General features: G+C 53.5%; 19 protein-coding genes and 1 tRNA gene (1 of these 20 running past the window's edge). 15 read left to right on the forward strand and 5 right to left on the reverse strand.

Features of this window, described 5'->3' with window-relative positions; all coding sequences use genetic code 11:
* Positions 1 to 143: the 3' portion of a hypothetical protein gene (locus tag IPI29_00325; GenBank protein MBK7410989.1), read on the forward strand. It extends 553 nt beyond the left edge of the window; the window shows 143 of its 696 coding nt (coding positions 554-696); its start codon lies beyond the left edge, outside the window; its stop codon occupies positions 141 to 143.
* Positions 140 to 631 carry a DinB family protein gene (locus IPI29_00330; GenBank protein ID MBK7410990.1) on the forward strand — a complete coding sequence of 164 codons (492 nt, stop codon included), beginning with the start codon at positions 140 to 142 and terminating at the stop codon, positions 629 to 631. The genes IPI29_00325 and IPI29_00330 overlap by 4 nt, the downstream gene beginning before the upstream one ends.
* Positions 632 to 706: 75 nt before the next feature.
* Here the strand turns inward: IPI29_00330 and IPI29_00335 are convergent.
* Positions 707 to 784: transfer RNA gene (locus IPI29_00335), tRNA-Val, on the reverse strand.
* 66 nt (positions 785 to 850) lie between these two features.
* Positions 851 to 2,083: a c-type cytochrome gene (locus IPI29_00340; protein MBK7410991.1), complete on the reverse strand. Its 1,233-nt coding sequence runs from the start codon at positions 2,081 to 2,083 to the stop codon at positions 851 to 853.
* A gap of 105 nt (positions 2,084 to 2,188) precedes the next feature.
* Here IPI29_00340 and IPI29_00345 point away from each other — a divergent pair, with 105 nt between their 5' ends.
* Genes IPI29_00345 through IPI29_00355 form a run of 3 tightly spaced genes read left to right on the forward strand, consistent with a single transcriptional unit; the run spans position 2,189 to position 6,209 of the window.
* Positions 2,189 to 4,102, forward strand: a complete 1,914-nt coding sequence (locus IPI29_00345) for a TonB-dependent receptor (protein ID MBK7410992.1) — start codon at positions 2,189 to 2,191, stop codon at positions 4,100 to 4,102.
* Positions 4,099 to 5,148: a hypothetical protein gene (locus IPI29_00350; protein ID MBK7410993.1), complete on the forward strand. Its 1,050-nt coding sequence runs from the start codon at positions 4,099 to 4,101 to the stop codon at positions 5,146 to 5,148. The genes IPI29_00345 and IPI29_00350 overlap by 4 nt, the downstream gene beginning before the upstream one ends.
* A complete protein-coding gene (locus IPI29_00355) occupies positions 5,145 to 6,209 on the forward strand; it encodes a hypothetical protein (GenBank protein MBK7410994.1) in 1,065 nt (354 codons plus the stop codon). Before IPI29_00350 ends, IPI29_00355 begins: the two co-directional genes overlap by 4 nt.
* A 195-nt stretch (positions 6,210 to 6,404) precedes the next feature.
* On the opposite strand, the gene IPI29_00360 is transcribed toward IPI29_00355, so the two are convergent.
* A complete protein-coding gene (locus IPI29_00360) occupies positions 6,405 to 6,734 on the reverse strand; it encodes a translation initiation factor (protein MBK7410995.1) in 330 nt (109 codons plus the stop codon).
* 62 nt (positions 6,735 to 6,796) lie between these two features.
* Here IPI29_00360 and IPI29_00365 point away from each other — a divergent pair, with 62 nt between their 5' ends.
* From IPI29_00365 to kdsB, 3 genes are read left to right on the forward strand one after another with little or no spacing between them, the layout of a single operon-like run.
* A complete protein-coding gene (locus tag IPI29_00365) occupies positions 6,797 to 7,504 on the forward strand; it encodes a 1-acyl-sn-glycerol-3-phosphate acyltransferase (protein ID MBK7410996.1) in 708 nt (235 codons plus the stop codon).
* Complete coding sequence (gene gatC, locus IPI29_00370; GenBank protein ID MBK7410997.1) at positions 7,501 to 7,782, forward strand: Asp-tRNA(Asn)/Glu-tRNA(Gln) amidotransferase subunit GatC; 282 nt, start codon at positions 7,501 to 7,503, stop codon at positions 7,780 to 7,782. Before IPI29_00365 ends, gatC begins: the two co-directional genes overlap by 4 nt.
* Positions 7,779 to 8,528, forward strand: a complete 750-nt coding sequence (kdsB, locus tag IPI29_00375) for a 3-deoxy-manno-octulosonate cytidylyltransferase (GenBank protein MBK7410998.1) — start codon at positions 7,779 to 7,781, stop codon at positions 8,526 to 8,528. Before gatC ends, kdsB begins: the two co-directional genes overlap by 4 nt.
* Here kdsB and IPI29_00380 read toward each other — a convergent pair.
* Together IPI29_00380 and IPI29_00385 are read right to left on the reverse strand one after the other, a co-directional pair.
* Complete coding sequence (locus IPI29_00380) at positions 8,525 to 9,460, reverse strand: glycosyltransferase family 9 protein (GenBank protein MBK7410999.1); 936 nt, start codon at positions 9,458 to 9,460, stop codon at positions 8,525 to 8,527. The two genes, kdsB and IPI29_00380, sit on opposite strands and share 4 nt — an antisense overlap.
* 62 nt (positions 9,461 to 9,522) lie before the next feature.
* The gene (locus IPI29_00385; GenBank protein ID MBK7411000.1) at positions 9,523 to 9,996 is read right to left on the reverse strand and encodes a hypothetical protein; all 474 of its coding nucleotides are present in this window, start codon (positions 9,994 to 9,996) and stop codon (positions 9,523 to 9,525) included.
* A gap of 75 nt (positions 9,997 to 10,071) precedes the next feature.
* On the opposite strand from IPI29_00385, the gene IPI29_00390 reads away from it, so the two are divergent.
* The 7 genes from IPI29_00390 to IPI29_00420 all read left to right on the forward strand — a co-directional run bounded on the left by IPI29_00390 (position 10,072) and on the right by IPI29_00420 (position 16,814).
* On the forward strand, positions 10,072 to 11,052 hold the full coding sequence (locus IPI29_00390) for a GNAT family N-acetyltransferase (protein MBK7411001.1): 981 nt from the start codon (positions 10,072 to 10,074) through the stop codon (positions 11,050 to 11,052).
* On the forward strand, positions 11,003 to 12,121 hold the full coding sequence (locus IPI29_00395) for a glycosyltransferase (protein MBK7411002.1): 1,119 nt from the start codon (positions 11,003 to 11,005) through the stop codon (positions 12,119 to 12,121). Before IPI29_00390 ends, IPI29_00395 begins: the two co-directional genes overlap by 50 nt.
* On the forward strand, positions 12,118 to 12,990 hold the full coding sequence (locus IPI29_00400; GenBank protein MBK7411003.1) for an EamA family transporter: 873 nt from the start codon (positions 12,118 to 12,120) through the stop codon (positions 12,988 to 12,990). The genes IPI29_00395 and IPI29_00400 overlap by 4 nt, the downstream gene beginning before the upstream one ends.
* Positions 12,991 to 13,060: 70 nt before the next feature.
* Complete coding sequence (locus IPI29_00405) at positions 13,061 to 13,603, forward strand: hydrolase (protein ID MBK7411004.1); 543 nt, start codon at positions 13,061 to 13,063, stop codon at positions 13,601 to 13,603.
* Positions 13,604 to 13,614: 11 nt separating this feature from the next.
* The gene (locus IPI29_00410; protein ID MBK7411005.1) at positions 13,615 to 14,076 is read left to right on the forward strand and encodes a DinB family protein; all 462 of its coding nucleotides are present in this window, start codon (positions 13,615 to 13,617) and stop codon (positions 14,074 to 14,076) included.
* Positions 14,069 to 16,060, forward strand: coding sequence for an acetate--CoA ligase (gene acs, locus IPI29_00415; GenBank protein ID MBK7411006.1), 1,992 nt, complete (start codon positions 14,069 to 14,071; stop codon positions 16,058 to 16,060). Before IPI29_00410 ends, acs begins: the two co-directional genes overlap by 8 nt.
* A gap of 31 nt (positions 16,061 to 16,091) precedes the next feature.
* The gene (locus IPI29_00420; GenBank protein ID MBK7411007.1) at positions 16,092 to 16,814 is read left to right on the forward strand and encodes a hypothetical protein; all 723 of its coding nucleotides are present in this window, start codon (positions 16,092 to 16,094) and stop codon (positions 16,812 to 16,814) included.
* Positions 16,815 to 16,910: the final 96 nt, after the last annotated feature.

Here is a 16,910-nt window from a genome sequence, read left to right on the forward strand (position 1 = left end):
TCACAACCGTCCCACCAAATACGATCATGGCAACGTGGCCAATGGTGTGGTTGCCAGCTTTTGTCGTGCCTTCGGCTTACCTTCTACACTTTCTGTCACTTCGCCAAACTCTCCGTTATCGAACAACCTTGAGTACAAAATGATCGTCCGTTCTGAACAAGAAACCGTGGCCGAGATCCTCGACAAAACGCGGAAACTCTCTCGATACTATCTGTCAAAACTCGATGTCGTTGATCCGCTACTCCAGATCCAAGTGGGCGATCATAAGCTCAACTGTATCACATGGATAGCTGCCCATCTAACATGGGCAGAACATGAACTTGTGGTCCGTGCCCTTGGTGCTGAGCCCCTTCCCATCCCGTGGCTCGATCAGTTTCAATATGGTACATCGTCAGAACCGCAAGACTCTTGGCCGTCGCTGAATGAGATCCGCGTAGACCTCGATCGGGTCCATGCTGCCGCACTTGCGGCCATACGCTCTCAAACAGACTTCGGCGATCCCGCTCAGATCGAACTGTTCGGACCAACATCTACTAAACGAGATATCGTTTATCACGCTATCCGCCACGAAGGCACCCACGCCGGCCACCTCGGCTGGCTCTGTAAGCTTAACGGTCTCGAAACGATCTAGCACTCTACCAATCTAGCACTCTAACACTCTAGCACACTAGCACTCTAACACACTAGCACATTAGCACATTAACCTTGGTGGTCGTTGTAGGACTTGAACCTACGACCTTTCGCGTGTGAGGCGAACGCTCTGAACCGGCTGAGCTAAACGACCAAGGGGCACAAACATACAAGTCTATGCCCGTTTCATCAAGTACGTTAAGATGAGTGTGCTAAAATGTTATGGAGCCCCTTGCGTACCCAGCTTCCGAACGTGCGCAGCAAGTGAAGCGTATTCATCTTCCTTGATCCGACCATCCCATACTGGCATGGTGGATTCAGGATAATACGACCGGACGTTGCGGATCACGGAGATCAGGGTTGAGTCGTCGGGATACTTCTTGTCGGCCAGACGAAGATCTCCATACCCAACGCCCTTGCTGCCGTGACAATTCACACAACCGTAGGATAGGTAGGCTTTCTCACCGACACTGGCACCTGGTTCTGGTGTGTAGACGTGGCTCGGCGGCACAACGTTCGTACTCGTGGGTACGGTCTTGATGTAGGCATACATCGCACGCAGCTCCAGGTCAGTCATGTGCACGCCGCGAGGCATTGGATACTTGATGGGTTTGCCGTTCGGACGGAAACCATCACGCAATGCACTAACAAATTGCTCTTCTGTCCACGCCCCTATCCCATGCGTCTTGTCGAACGTGATGTTCGTTGCATACATCGGATTGCGGTTCACATCAAGCATCTGCGTGCCCCCTCCAAAAAACCCCGGCGTCTTCTCAGGCTCAAGCTGATTCATTGTTGCGATATCGGCTGAGTGACATGCATAACAATCGTACACACCGGTGGCCAGATACTTTCCGTATGCAACCAGATTCGTTGTGTCCGGCTGTGCGATCGGCGCCGCAGGGTAGTCGAATGGCTTGAATGCAACAGTTGCTAGGAACTTGGCAAACCACGATGGACTTGATTCAATGTTCGTCTGTTCGGTTGATGCAACCATTGCATCATCACTGCGCAACCAGGCAACGATCGACTTGAGATCTTCATCACTCATATGCACGAACTTGGGCATCCACGGCGGTACATAGAGTCCGGTCTTCGGATGGATCCCCGTTCGCAGCAACCACAACAGCTCCCCGTCCTTCCACGCACCGATCCCCTTGGTTGGGTGATTGGTGATGTTCTTTGAATACGCAATGCCGAATTGCTCCGGCAGGTCCAGCATCTGCGTGCCGGATAGCGTGCGGGTGGTTGGATGTCGGTGACACTCAGCGCAGAGCGACATTGCCAAATGGCGTCCTCGCGCCACTCGCTCAGGCGTGCTTTCCACTGTTACATTAGGTACAGCTACGTCATACGACGGCAATGATCGGAATTGAATGAAAAGGGCAAAGCCCCCAATCAACAAAACGATCGCAAGCACGGCAAAACCGAGCCATTTTAAGACTCTCTTCATGAACCCTCCCAGGTTTGTGTTGTTTTCTACCCCCATGAGCCGAAGCGCAATTCTACAACGGAAATCGATGGCAAAGAACACCGTAGTTTTGCTGTTCACGAAAAAATGCTCCATACCCTCCTGCTGTCCTGTTCCCTTGCTTTCACAGCACCTGCTGCGAATGATAGTGTGCGCGCCGATACAACGGTGCTGCCTGCAGTGAACGTTGTAGCCGAACGGTGGCTTACAGACGAAACTGGAGCAGGGATGCCGATCACAAGGCTCGACAATACACTCCTTGCTCGATTGGCACCACAATCGTTGGTCTCTGTCCTACCACTCATACCGGGAGTGTTCGTTCGTGATTATGGTGGACTGGGCGGACTCAAGACTTTTTCTATCCGAGGGGGCTCCTCGTCTCAAGCATTGGTTATGATCGACGGTGCGCGCATGTCTTCGGCACAGGCCGGTACCATTGATCTTGGACTTCTCCCGGCGCGCTTCGTAGACAACGTTGATGTGATACGCGGCGGAGTAAGCGCACTCTATGGCGCAAATGCGCTGACCGGTGCGATGGACGTGCAACTTCGTGTACCGTCAACACCATCTGTCCGCGCCTTTGCCGGCGGTGGATCTTTCGATGAGTGGCGGCTTGCAATGGGAGCAACGGCCAACATCGGATCGGTCAGGATCGGTGTTGATGTTGAATCCCTTGGCAGCGCAGGTTCATTCCCGTTCACCACGGATCAATTCGGTGAAACGTATGAGATCAACCGACAGAACGGTGATGTCCGTTCCACGTTCGGCACCGTGCGATGTGAATCAGATGATCTAGGATCCATCACGTTGTTCGGCAGATCAAGCGATAGAGGTGTTCCTGGCGCAGTGGTGCAAGGAAACGTGACTAATGCCAATGCTCGTCTTTCCGATAACGACCTCGTTGGCCTTCTGCGCATCCCCGTTGCAACAACATCGCTCGGCGCGGTCGTGGTCAATGGTTCCGGACGTATTCTCGTTCAACACTACGTTGATCCGGATGCTAACATTACTGGTCCGGATGGAATAGACGTTGACTATCTGCAGCACGATGTATCCTTCGGTGCAACATTGAGTGGCTCTGCAGTTGGTCTTGTCCATACTACTCGGATCGATGCCGGATATGCAGATCTCATCGGTGATGAGATCGTAACGGACACAGGTTCGATGGTTATCCGCAGATCTGTTGGACTCGCAACTGACTGGCAATGGATGGTGAATTCGGATCTCGACATGCGACTCGCCCTTCGACTCGACGGATTCTCAGACGTTGGATGGGCCGTTTCGCCCCTTATCGCTCTCCGATACGCGGTGCTCCCAACACTCTCTCTACGTACGACGTGGAGCTATAACTTCCGTCCGCCCACGTTCAATGAGCTGTACTTCCTCAACTACGGAACACGCACGTTGCAACCGGAGAGATCACATTCGTTCGACGTGGGTGTAGTTTCTCGACCGTTCTCCTGGCTTAGTATCGACCTCGATGCCTTCGCGATCTTCACCACCAACCTCATCGTGTCGGTTCCGGTGAGCCCCGTTATCACCAGTGCACAGAACGTTGGATCTGCTCGCTCGCTTGGTTTGGAACTCACGTCGCGCGGTTCGTGGTTCAACGGACGATTGATCGCACAGTGGTCGTACACATTGCAGCACGTAACAGATGAAACCAGCAGGCCAGGCCTTGATGGAACGATGATCCCATATGCCGTTCCGGAGCTCGCGTCGTTGATGGTGCAATGGGATGACGAGGTCTGGAACGGGTCTCTTACCTGGACCTATACCGGCTACCGATACGCCCAAGCCGGCGGGGAATACACGTCGTTGATGCAGCCCTTTGCCGTGGTCGGCGCACAGATCGGAGTTCATGTGAAGGGGCTTTCCACTCGTGCAGACGTGCGGATCCAGGTGGACAATCTCTTCGACGTTTCGTACCAGGTGATACGGGGCTTTCCAATGCCCGGACGTGTCGTTCGCTTGGCAACATCGATCGAGGTGTTGCCATGAAACGTCAGCTGATCAGCGTGGAATGTCAACACCTTCATGATGCCGCCGTTGCTGAAGGGAAGGATACATACATCGACCCAACAACAGGGTACATGGTCCTTACGCGGCTTGCTCATGAGTGTAGAGGAACGTGCTGCGGTAGTGCTTGCAGACACTGCCCCTTTGATTGGAAGAATGTGATCGGCAGGCAGATGCCGTCGGTGATCATCGTGCTTCTGCTCGCTGCAAGCGTAGCGATTGCACAATACACACCACAGCGCTGTGATACCGTTACACGCTTCACACCCGGTGTTGGACAATCCACCGGACAAGGTCCCATCTTCTTCCCAACCAACATCTTCACCGGTCCAGCGCCCCTTGCCTCTGATACCGTGCCATTGACCGAACCACGTGATGTCTGTTCCATCGGACTCGGTGGTGCGATCGTGGTTGGGTTCCGTTCAGCCGTGATCATAGATGGTCCGGGAGCCGACTTCACGATCTTCGAGAACGCCTTCCGTTTCCTCGGAAGGATCTATGCAGAGCCGGCCATGGTTGAGGTAAGCAAGGACGGCCTAACGTGGAAGCCGTTCCCCTTTGATTCACTCACGTTGAAGGGATGTGCCGGCATCACACCAACAACAGGGTATGATCCGTTTGATCCAACTGTGAGTGGGGGAGACACATTCGATCTTGCAACGATCGGCGTCGACACCGTTCGGTGGATCCGCATCACCGATGTGACTTCCATCATCCGTAATGATCCGTCTCATCCATTCTTTGATCCAACATTGTCCGGATTCGATCTTGATGTTGTCATCGGACTGCACGCAATGCCTGCTGCCTTTGCACAGGCATTGACCGATGTTGTTCAAACGTCGATCGTCAGAGTGGATGCCCTACGTCCTTCCACACTCTCCGTCTTCGATGTACAGGGGACTGTGCTGTATCGTGCCTCTATACAATCGGGCGTGATCATGTTCGATCTCGCCCCCTTCACCTCAGGCGCGTTGTTTGTGGTGATCGACGATGAAATGCAGCGCACAACGCTCAAGGTGTTGCGATGAAGAACATCATCATTGCCATCATTGCCCTTGGTGTTGTGCGATGTGTTCCTGTGCCCACTGCTCCTGCCGTGACAACAACACCTCTCACCGAGGGGGGAGTATTCGTTGTCTGTGAAGGGTTGTGGCGTCAGAACAATGCAACGTTATCCTATGTTACTCCGTCTGGAGCCGCAGAACGCGATGTTGTATCAACCCGCAATGCCGATCTGCGTCTGGGAGATACGGGCAGCGACATTCTCATCCACGGAGACAGCGTCTATGTCTGTGCAAGTTCATCCGGTAGCATAGAGGTCTTCCATCGCAAGACCGGAACGTGGCAAGGTCGCATTCTTTTTGACCGAGGCAGAGAACCCTACAAGCTCTCCCTGCTTAATGACACTTCGGCCGTGTGTTCCATTCTCAACGATGACTGTATTGCCGAGATTCATCTTCGTAACCTCAGCGTACGCGTTGCCAAGGCACCCACGGGTCCGGCACCGGAGGGACTCTGCGTGATGGACAACAAGATCTACGTTGCCAACAGTGGTCTAGGAGATCTACGTAGTAAAGAAGAAGGGGCAGGCACGGTAAGCATCCTCGACGCACGGGATCTACGCATTGTGAATACAATACCTGGACTTCCCAACGTGATGTCGTGTACTGCAGACCCACAGCGCAACAGAGTATGGATCGTCTACCGTCACCTTGCGTCGCAGCCCGACTCCCTAGGCGGTGTTGTGCTCTATGACCCAACGGCCAACACCATCATCGATCATCAACGCTATAACTCTCCCAAGGGGCTTGTTGTTGACCAGCAATCTGGACGTATCTACATCCTTCACAGAGCGGGCATCGATGCGTATGATCACACAACACGCACTACAACGCCCCTTATCCAACATGTTTCCGGAAACGGCAACGATGTTTGGTATTCACTCGGTTGGTGGACCCAGCAGAACATCCTCCTCGTTGGCAACGCTCGCTCCTACGTTACTGATGGAGAAGTGATCGCCATCGACCTCAACGGAGCGATACGTTTCCGGACTGGTGTGGGTCTTAATCCGTCAGCATTTGGAGACTAGTTACTAGTTACTAGTTACTAGTTACTAGTTACTAGTTACTAGTTACTAGTTACCAGTTACGAGTTACTAGTTACTAGTTACCAGTTACTTGCTACTTGTGATTAATGACCGTCATTAGTAACTAGTAACTAGTAACTAGTAATTAGTAACTAGTAACTAGTAACTAGTAATTAGTAACTAGTAACTAGTCATCAGTCATTTCTTCAACCGATATCCTTCTGCTTCAAGCACCTTCTTCATACGCTCTGCGTGGTCGCCTTGCATTTCGATCGTTTGATCAACGAGTTGACCGCCGGCGCCGAGGGTTTTCTTGAAGAGGGTGAGGAGTCGGTTGAGCTCCATGGGATGGGAGAAGAAGCCCCATGCGATGGATACGGGCTTGCCACGACGTTTTTCAACACGCACGCGGAGTTGGAGAACCTGACCGTCATGACCGCGACGTTTATCATCGGCCTTGGCAGTGGGATTGTTTTTATCGGGCTCGGGTATGCCGAGCATTGAGGCGAGATCTTCGAGTCCGGGCATGATTCAAACCTACGGAAAGTGCAGAACTTGCCCGTGGAGCTCTTCCTTCCGAGGTTTGTGGAATGAGAACATGGCTGATTCTGGCAGTGATCTTCGTAGTAACCGCGCTTTATGCTGTTGTTGCGATGATGCATATGATCCTCTTTCGCAATGAAGAGGTCTTCTTTGCCTATTCCCGGTCGTGGTCAAAATTGCTTTTGTGGTTTTCCAATGTCCACGTAACTATGGAAGGGGCTTCTGCCCTCCGTCCGGGTGAACGTCACATCTACGTTTCCAACCACGCCAGTTTGTTTGACATTCCGGTGATCCTTGCCAACGTGCCGGATAATGTGCGCATCATGTACAAACGTGAACTCCGAAAGATTCCCATCTTTGGCTGGTGTCTCCGGTTTTCGCCCTACATCGCGATCGACAGAGAGAGGAGTCGAGAAGCCAGCGATGTGCTGGATTCCGTTGTTGAAACACTCAGCACAGGCAGCTCCGTGCTTGTCTTTCCGGAGGGCACTCGATCCGAAGACGGTAATGTAGGAGTATTCCGCAGAGGTGCCTTTGCCCTTGCCGTTCGCAGTGGGCGGACCATTGTGCCCCTTTCCCTGACCGGAACTGCAGGGATCCTTCCAAAGAAGACAAGGCATATTCAGGGCGGAAATGTCACGCTGAGAATCGACGCCCCGATAGCTGTTCCCCAGCCGGCCACACGTGAGATCGAAAAGGGGCTTATGGCACAGGTTCGGCAGATCATCGCGAACAACGTAGATTCGCAGGTATGAATGTATCCGATATCCATCGCATTGCTGAACTCGCCCGACTGAGATTCACGGATGCTGAGGCTGAGGCATTTGCCGAGCAGTTCTCCAGCATCGTGGACTATGTGGGTGCGATCAACTCCGTAGACATGTCAGGTGTTGAACCACTCACGTCTGTGAACAACACCGTGAATGTCCTTCGCGAAGACATTGTTGGGGAGTGCCTCACAACGGAAGAGGCCCTGCGCAATGCTCCACGAAAGAACGAAGCCTTTATCAAGGTGCCCAAGGTTCTGGGATGATCGTAGGTATCATTCCGGCACGGTACGCGTCAACGCGGTTGCCGGGAAAGCCCCTTATCGATCTAGAGGGTCAAACGATGATCGAGCGTGTATGGCGTGCAGCCATGGCAGCGTCAACGTTCGACAGAGTGGTGATCGCCACAGATAGTGAACACATCGTTGCTGAGGCCCAGAGGATCCGTGCGGAGGTGGTACTCACGTCTCCAGATGAGCCCAGCGGAACGGACAGATGTTATGCGGCCATACGTGCACTGAAAATCGCTCCTGACGTGATCGTCAACATTCAGGGTGATGAACCACTCTTGCAGCCAAACGTCCTTACACACTGTGTTGAAGCACTTCGCAGTCAGGGCGCCGATGTGGCTACCCCGGTGAAACGTATTTCGTCTGTACTCGATCTTGCCGATCCCAACGTGGTAAAGGTAGCGCTCACGGCAACCGGACGAGCGCTGTATTTCTCACGATCACCGATCCCACACGTGCGCGGCGTGGAAGTTGCGCAATGGTTGGCAACGGGGGAGTACTGGAAACATATCGGACTCTATGCATATACGGCAGAGTCGTTGAAACAACACGTTATGCTGCCCCCTTCGCCTCTAGAACGGATGGAGCATCTTGAGCAGCTTCGGTTGCTTGAGTATGGGGCTCATATCACGTGTGTTGAGATCGAACACGATGCTGTGAGTGTGGATACTGCTGACGATGTAGAGCGCGTGCGAGCCATCCTCCGTGCGGATCTGGCCTAGAGAAGAGACTTCACCGCAGCCACGGCAGCGTCCACAGAGATCTTCTTCATATCATCACCGAGACCGCTCTCCAGCACAACAGCGTGTTCTGTATACGGTCCCCAGCGTTTTGCACTCATCGATGGCGTGGTAGGATAGAAACCAACAACACCAACGCCAAGGGCCGCAGCGATATGCAGCACGCCCGTGGAGTTCGCACAGAGAACACATGAAGAGGCGATGAGGTCGATCATATCGTCGAGGTCCAATGTCCCGCACAGATCGTCCGCCTCCGGACACACAGACATCACGGCATCACATACCGAGCGTTCTGACTCAATGCCGGTAACGATGATGTGGGCATTGAGTTCATCTGACAACCGTTTGGCGAGCTGACCGAAGCGTTCTGCCGGCCAGTCATGCGCAGAGCCGCCTGAACCGGGATGAATGATGATCCACGGAGGAGTGCTCTTTGTTGCAACGTTCTCATGTCGGGGAGAAACGAGCTCAACGGGCGGTTGTTTGCCACCAAATGCATGAGACACCATCCGAACATTGTATTCTGCTTCGTGGTAGGACGCATCAGAGCGATGTTCTTTTACTCGAGTAGTGAACAGCATCGAATACCAGCGATATCCGCTGCCGATCCTGCGGCTCACACCTGCACGGAAGGCCTCCCAAGCCTCGGAGAAACGAGGGCGAGGGAAGAAGATCGTGTCGATGCCCTCCATGCGGAGGATCTCACGAAGAGGACGTTGATCTTCGTCCAGGTAGATCACGTCATCGATCACATCTGCCTCATGCACCAGGGGGCGCACGTAGGATCGCGTGATGAGAGTGAGGTGTGCCTGCGGAAACCTGCTTCGCAGGGCATTGAACATTGGAAGGGTGAGCACCATATCGCCGAGGCGATCGGTACGGAGGACGGCAATATGAGAGGGGGCTTGTGTCATACGGAAGCGGGCGTCGTCAGGATCTGACGACGCCCGCGATGTTCCTTATTTCAGTTATGCGATCAGAAGAACCACTCAGCACCGATGGCCGGTGTTGCTAGCCCGAAGGAAACCTTGGAGCCGGAAGGGCTGAAGGGGAGTCTCAGGACGGCGATCTGTGCGAAGAGTCCAAAATTGCTCGTGATGAAATACTCAGCACCACCACCAAAGAGCAATCCGGTTGACGAAGATCCCTCAACTGAGCTGGAGGAGATGAAAAACTGACCGATCACGAATGGCTTGAGTTCCTTTGTGCCCTTGAAGAGAAACTTGCCGTATGGAGCAAACGTGAGCTCGGTGTTTCCATCAGAGATCAAAAGACCAAACTGAGTACCCACGTGGACGGCTGGAGTGATGGCGTATACGAGGTGACCGCCGGCGTTATACCAACCAAGTGAAGCGCCCAAACCGAATGCCTCGCTAGGGCTCTGTGCGGAGACAGTAGCGGCACCCGACATCATCACGGCTGCGACGAGGACTAGGAAAAATTTCTTCATGCTGAGCTCCAAACAATGGTGTGTGAATCTTGTCGTCCAAATATACCGCGTTAACTTCGTCATCAGAAACCTACCATGCCATACGCAATTACCGTTCATCCGTATACCGCCGCCGACCGAAACGAATGGGAGACCTTCGTTGAGAGTTCGAACAACGGTACCATGTTCCACCTCCATCGCTTCTTGGACTATCATCCAGAAGGGAAATGGAACTGGCATCACCTGATGTTCCGTCACGGTGGAAAACTTGTTGGTGTTCTTCCAGGCGGCATAAACAAGGAAGGGGCTTTTTGGTCGCCCATGGGTGCCTCGTACGGATCGATCTGCACGCAGGATATCTCCTTCGAGCTCACTCTCGCCATCGTTGATGCATTCATCAACTACTGTAAACAGACTGGTATTCGAGATGCCTATTTGATTCCGGCGCCCATCGTGTATACGAGGAACTACAGTCAGCACCACGAATACGCCATGCTCTACCGCAAGGCAAGTTTTGAGCTGCATTACATTTCGCATGCTATTGACCTGAAACACGGGAAGGATTTTGCGAAGTACTTCGATGCAACCGCGCGCAAGAGTATCAATCGGATCATTCGCGAGGGCGAGATCACCATCCGCGACAGTGAGGACTACGCCACGTTCCACGAGATCCTCTTGGAGAACAAGGCCCGTCACGGCGTTCTGCCCACGCACACATTGGACGATCTTCTCAAACTCCGCGAGCTGATGCCGGAGAAGCTCAAGCTTATGCTTGTGTATAAGGACAATGTTGCGATTGCCGGTTCGCTCCTCTTTCTCGCAAACCCCAAGGTTGTCCTCTGCTTCTACAACATGCTTCGATACGAGTACGAGCATTTGAGACCGATCTACCTGGTGATGCACGAAACATGTCGGTGGGCTATTGAGAATGGGTATGAGTGGGTGGACATCGGTGTCTCTCAGGACACCAAGGACCCGGATCCGATGACGCCGTCCGTCGGTCTCATCAATTTCAAAGAACGTTTTGATGCCCGCGGGATCTTGCGGAGCACCTACCATCTCTCGATCACTCCATAACGTGGATGTGTTGCTTCTGGCTGTGGCAGACGTCACACGAGATGCACGCACGTTGAACCTTGCCCGCGCGTTGAAGGCAGCAGGGCTTTCCGTTGACGTAGTTGGCATGTCGGCTAAGGACTCCGAGAAACGCGCCATTCGCCGTTGGTGGACGTTCAACAAGAACGTTGCGGCACTGACTGTGCGCCCGAGACTCGTAGTAGCAATGGACCTCTTTGCACTTTCGGCAGCACGTTCGTACTCAAAGAAACATGCCGTGCACCTTCTCTACGACATGCGCGAGTTCTACTTTGCTCTTGGCCCCCTTGCCGGGAAGGGAATCAAGCAGAAGGTCCTTGCCTCGCATGAACGCAGACTCCTTACAGACGTGCACGATGTGATCGTCTCGGGCGAACTCGATGCTGATATCGTCCAACAGCACTTCTCTTTGCCGAAACGCCCGGTCGTCATCCTCAACACCCCTCCATTCAAAGACCGCATCCCTTCACCTCTGCGTTCCTCTCTCCCTCTACCAATCTCGCACTCTAACACTCTAGCAGGATACCAAGGCGTCATCCACCATGGTCGTGGGTTAGCCCCCTTCATGAAGGCGATGACACTGATGCCCGATGTTCACCTGGTGGTGATCGGTGATGGTCCTGCCCAACCAGATCTGGCTAGGTTATCCGAGGAGTTAGGGGTTGCAGACCGCGTAACGTGGTATGGCTCTGTGCCGTACGATGATCTCCATGCGCTTACCTGTGGGTTGGATATTGGGTTGTGTTTGATCGAACCTGTTTCTTTGAGTTACGAGTATGCGTTACCGAATAAGCTCTTCGAATACATGATGGCTGGTGTGCCGAGTCTCGTCACAGACCTGCCGGCACTGCACGATCACATCATCAGACATCCCGTTGGAGTGTTGGTTGATCGTGCGCTCACGCCTGCATCGATATTGGCGGCCATGGAGCGCGTGATGCAACCAACAACACGCGAGGCCCTGCAGCATGCATGTCGTGACATACACGATCTTTCTTATGAACGTCAGGCGAAGGTGGCCGTTGCGTTGATCAGAGAGCATCTCTCGTGATCTACCTTCTACTTCTGCTGCAACAGCTTATATCGTCAAGCACGCACCTTGTAGCGAAGAACGTAACACTCACGTTACATCCTACAACGGTGGTCTTGATCCGCGGACTCTTTACATGTGTGGCCTTTGGTATCTACGTGTTGATACGTCGCAGTAAGGTTCGCAGCATTGATCGTGAGGACATCCCACGGTTGCTCCTGCTCGGACTGATCAACATGCCGATCAACCAGCTCCTCTTCATCTGGGGCGTGAAGTACACCACTGCACCCAACGCCTCACTTGCCTATGCGCTTACGCCGGCCTTTGTAGTGATCATTCTACTGATGTTCCGCAGGGAACATCCTGGCTGGAAACGTATGCTTGGAGTGGTGGTCGCCTTTGTAGGAGCAGCCATTGTCCTCGTTGATCGCGGTGCTGCATTGTCTCCGGATCAGACCCTCGGCAACATCATGGTCCTCGGTGCAAGTATGTCCTGGGCCGGGTTCACCGTTCTTGGTCGACCGATCGTGGCCAAATATGGCCCCATCTACGCAACGGCCTTAACCTTCTTTGCCGGACTTGCACTCTACATCCCGGTGTGGGCAATGATCCCCATTCACGATGCTGCATTGCCCCTTACCGATGAAACATGGCTGGCCACGTGGTCGCAGCTCTTCTATCTAGGCGTTATCACGTCTGGCATTGGATACGCGCTTTGGTACTACGCCCTGAATCACATGGATGCCGGACGTGTTGCTGTGTTCAATAATCTGCAGCCCATCATCACCTCCATTCTTGCCCTGATCATCTTTGGGACGGAACCTACACCCCTGTTCCTGGTTGGGGGTGTCATCGCACTGATCGGCGTGATCCTCACACAGCGAGGTTGACGCTCGCCAGTACAAACCTCCGATTGGGGTCGTAGATTGTGCTCCATAATCACTGTGGGTGGAGAAGATCATGAAACTGGAAGCGAATCACGCAGTTGCGATCTGCATCGATATTCAAGAACGTCTGTTCCCGCACATCGACGGAAACGAGGCCCTTGCCCAACGCTGTGGCATTCTCATCAAGGGGCTCCAAGTGATCGGAGTTCCGATCATCGTAACACAGCAATACACAAAGGGGCTGGGTCCAACGATCGCACCAATTGCCGAAGCACTCGGACCTTTCGACCCCATCGAGAAGATGACGTTCAGCTGCTGCGGTAACGATGCCGTTGAAGCAGTTGTGCTTGGTGCTGCCCGACATTCAGTGATCCTCTTTGGGATCGAGACACACGTCTGCGTCTTACAGACGGTGCTCGATCTCATCGCTCAAGGACAACGTGCCTATGTAGTGGAAGACTGCGTCTCCTCACGCTCGCCAAATGACAAACGCATCGCCATCGAGCGCATGCGTCAAGCCGGCGCCGTGATCACAACTAGCGAGTCGATACTTTTTGAATTGCTGAGAGTTTCGGGTACACCAGAGTTCAAGGCGATCTCCGCCCTTGTGAAATAGAAGGCTTTGTTATGCAGACAACAACCTTTTTTCGTGATTCATTGTTCGCAAGTTTGGACGGGCTGTCGAAGGAGATCAGTGCCTTCTCTGCCGAAGAAGATCTGTGGACGACCCAAGGTCAAGTATCAAATAGTGCCGGAACACTTGCCTTGCACCTCATCGGGAACATGAATCACTTCATTGGTTCGGTGTTGGGAGATACGGGATTTGTGCGCGATCGCGCGGCTGAGTTCAGTCAGCGAGACATACCACGCGATGTTCTTCTATTCGACATTTCTGAGACACGCGAGCAGGTGCGCAATACGTTCGAACAATTGACGAATGAACGTTTGGATGATAGGTATCCTCTGTCCACGTTTGGAGAAGAGAGAACGGTAATGAATGTGTTGCTGATCCTATGTACGCACGCCGCGTATCACCTCGGCCAAGTGAATTACCTACGTCGGACGCTAGATAGGGTGAACAATGGCTAAGATCGTATCGAAAGAAACGAAGATCTCCTCTGTGATGACGGAGCTGCGGACGTTTCCGCCGCCAAAGGCGTTCGCAAAGTCATCCCATCTTGGAACGAAGGTTGCACTCTCCAGACTCACGGCTGAGGCAGCAGAGGATGTGGTAGGATTCTGGGAAGAAAGAGCGCGTGAGCTTGCGTGGTTCGCCCCTTGGAAGAAACCATTCGTGTGGAAACATCCGCATGCTGAGTGGTTTGTAGGCGGAACCACCAATGCCTCCATGAACTGCCTTGATAGACATCTCGGTTCGTGGAGGCGCAACAAGGCTGCCATCGTATGGGAAGGTGAGCCGGGTGATACACGGACACTCACTTACCATCAGCTTCATGCAGAGGTCTGCAAAGCCGCCAATGCCCTTCTCGGACTTGGAGTGAAGAAGGGAGACGTTGTTGCGATCTACATGGGTATGGTCCCCGAAGCAGTGATCGCGATGTTGGCATGTTCCCGCATCGGCGCCGTCCACAACGTTGTCTTTGGTGGATTCAGCAGCGAAGCATTGCGAGAGCGCATCAACGACTCACAGGCCGTTGTCCTTGTCACACAAGATGCAGCATGGAGAAGGGGCGACGCAGTGCATTTGAAAGCGGCTGCTGATCTCGCCGTTAAGGGATGCAAGTCCATCAAGCATGTTGTTGTGCTTCGGCGCACATCAGAACGAACAACAATGAAGGCCGGACGTGATCACTGGTGGCATGAACTTCTTGACGGCGCATCACGCTCACACGAACCCGCGAAGCTTCCGAGTGAACATCCGCTCTTTATTCTCTACACAAGCGGATCCACAGGAAAGCCCAAGGGCATCCTGCATACCACTGGTGGCTATCTCACGCAGGTTGCCTACACCACGAAGATGGTGTTCGACATGCGCGATGATGATGTGTACTTCTGCACGGCCGATATCGGATGGATCACCGGACACAGCTACATCGTCTATGGTCCGCTCATGAACGGTGCCACCATCGTGATGTATGAAGGGGCTCCTAATTGGCCCGAGCCCGACCGATTTTGGGACATCATTGAACGTCACGCCGTTACGATCTTCTATACTGCGCCAACTGCCATTCGCGCATTTATGAAATGGGGCGAGGCATGGCCAAGGAAACATGATCTCTCTTCCCTTCGACTACTCGGGACCGTAGGCGAGCCGATCAACCCCGAAGCATGGATGTGGTACCACTCGGTTATCGGACACGAACGTTGTCCGATCGTTGATACGTGGTGGCAAACAGAGACCGGTGCCATCATGATCGCTCCTATCCCCGGTGCAACGTCAACAAAACCGGGGACAGCTACAAAGCCCCTTCCCGGCATCCTTGTTGATGTTGTTCGGAAAGACGGTACGTCGTGCTCGGCGAATGAAGGCGGACTGCTTGTGGTTCAGCACCCGTGGCCATCGATGTTGCGCACGATTTACGGCAATGATGATCGATATCGCGAAGCCTATTGGAGCGAGTTCCCCAAGACACGTTCACACCCTGGGTGGTATTTCACCGGTGATGGGGCTCGGAAGGACAAGGACGGCTATATCTGGATCATCGGGCGAGTGGATGATGTGGTGAACGTGAGCGGGCACCGACTCGGCACAGCAGAGATCGAAAGTGCCCTCGTTGCTCATAGATTGGTGGCCGAAGCTGCTGTCGTTACCAGACCTGACGAGGTGAAAGGGAACGCGCTTGTGGCCTTTGTCTCTCTCACGTCAAGTGCGAAGGGGGCTAACCTCGACAAACTCCGTGAAGAATTACGTACTCATGTGGCGAAGGAGATCGGACACATCGCAAAGCCCGATGAGGTTCGATTTGCTGATTCGCTGCCAAAGACTCGCAGTGGGAAGATCATGCGCAGACTTCTCCGTGAGATCGTTGCAGGGGGCGGGGTAAGCGGTGACATCAGTACTCTAGAAGACTCCGGAGTCCTAGAACGACTCCGCTTGAATAACGATGAATGACGGTAGTTCGTTTTTATACTTGGGAGGGGAGATGAAAAAGGTCACGTTATTGATCTTTGGTCTAATGATGGTGCTCGTTGGGTGCGAGAAGAAGTCACTAGACCGACCCGTAGATGCCAAGAATATCCTCGCACGGTTGGATAGTGCCAACGTTAAGCGATATTCTGCACTACCAGACAGCATAACCGTCCGTATTGGTGATGTTCCGTCGTCCATCGCCTTTGTGCCAACGGGACCACGGCCACCGATGCCGCCGAAGACGAAGACGATGTCAATCGATACGAGCACCACACCGGTCAGAACAACGCCGGACTTTACGGATGCGGGTGTGGGGATGCTTCTGTCGAATGCCGGGAATACAGATCCATCAGTTCTCTCGGATTGTATCTATCCGGCTCTGAGGTCTTGGCTTGAAGCCATTGGAGGGGGCAGCTCATCGGCTACATTGATGCTACCTGACCCATCATATCCAGCCGCGTCCTGCTCAACCGGAGTGATGATCCCGTGGAGTACCACATTTGGTCAGATCTGCTCGTGGTCTCGCACGTCCTTAACCGTGGCAATGGCCCTCGCCAACGCCGTTCGGGGGTATCAGAACACCTTGGCAGCCGAGGGGTATTTCTTCCCCTGTACCTTGGTCGGGCTAGACTATGGACGGTCGGTCTGTGCACCATACTCCAAGGTTCAGATCCAGAAGCTCCGTGATTCTTCCGGGAGGATGACAGAATATCGGATCGTGATCGTCACGTTCTGATCCGATCAGTCCGATCCGCAACATTTGTCTGCGCCGAGTCCTCAGAAGGGGGCTCGGCGTTGACCTTTTGGTGGCTATGTTTGTGCCACTCGTAGC

The organism is Ignavibacteria bacterium (assembly GCA_016707005.1).
In the GTDB taxonomy this organism is placed as follows: Bacteria; Bacteroidota; Ignavibacteria; order Kapaibacteriales; family Kapaibacteriaceae; genus UBA10438.

Excerpts from the sequence above, each read along its gene's own strand:
- acs (MBK7411006.1), top strand. The coding sequence starts at position 14,069 with ATGGCTAAGATCGTATCGAAAGAAACGAAGATCTCCTCTGTGATGACG.
- IPI29_00350 (MBK7410993.1), top strand. The coding sequence starts at position 4,099 with ATGAAACGTCAGCTGATCAGCGTGGAATGTCAACACCTTCATGATGCC.
- IPI29_00395 (MBK7411002.1), top strand. The coding sequence starts at position 11,003 with ATGCCCGCGGGATCTTGCGGAGCACCTACCATCTCTCGATCACTCCAT.
- IPI29_00340 (MBK7410991.1), bottom strand. The coding sequence starts at position 2,083 with ATGAAGAGAGTCTTAAAATGGCTCGGTTTTGCCGTGCTTGCGATCGTT.
- IPI29_00365 (MBK7410996.1), top strand. The coding sequence starts at position 6,797 with ATGAGAACATGGCTGATTCTGGCAGTGATCTTCGTAGTAACCGCGCTT.
- IPI29_00360 (MBK7410995.1), bottom strand. The coding sequence starts at position 6,734 with ATGCCCGGACTCGAAGATCTCGCCTCAATGCTCGGCATACCCGAGCCC.
- IPI29_00380 (MBK7410999.1), bottom strand. The coding sequence starts at position 9,460 with ATGACACAAGCCCCCTCTCATATTGCCGTCCTCCGTACCGATCGCCTC.
- IPI29_00330 (MBK7410990.1), top strand. The coding sequence starts at position 140 with ATGATCGTCCGTTCTGAACAAGAAACCGTGGCCGAGATCCTCGACAAA.
- IPI29_00410 (MBK7411005.1), top strand. The coding sequence starts at position 13,615 with ATGCAGACAACAACCTTTTTTCGTGATTCATTGTTCGCAAGTTTGGAC.
- IPI29_00345 (MBK7410992.1), top strand. The coding sequence starts at position 2,189 with ATGCTCCATACCCTCCTGCTGTCCTGTTCCCTTGCTTTCACAGCACCT.
- gatC (MBK7410997.1), top strand. The coding sequence starts at position 7,501 with ATGAATGTATCCGATATCCATCGCATTGCTGAACTCGCCCGACTGAGA.
- IPI29_00355 (MBK7410994.1), top strand. The coding sequence starts at position 5,145 with ATGAAGAACATCATCATTGCCATCATTGCCCTTGGTGTTGTGCGATGT.
- IPI29_00420 (MBK7411007.1), top strand. The coding sequence starts at position 16,092 with ATGAAAAAGGTCACGTTATTGATCTTTGGTCTAATGATGGTGCTCGTT.
- IPI29_00405 (MBK7411004.1), top strand. The coding sequence starts at position 13,061 with ATGAAACTGGAAGCGAATCACGCAGTTGCGATCTGCATCGATATTCAA.
- kdsB (MBK7410998.1), top strand. The coding sequence starts at position 7,779 with ATGATCGTAGGTATCATTCCGGCACGGTACGCGTCAACGCGGTTGCCG.
- IPI29_00390 (MBK7411001.1), top strand. The coding sequence starts at position 10,072 with ATGCCATACGCAATTACCGTTCATCCGTATACCGCCGCCGACCGAAAC.
- IPI29_00385 (MBK7411000.1), bottom strand. The coding sequence starts at position 9,996 with ATGAAGAAATTTTTCCTAGTCCTCGTCGCAGCCGTGATGATGTCGGGT.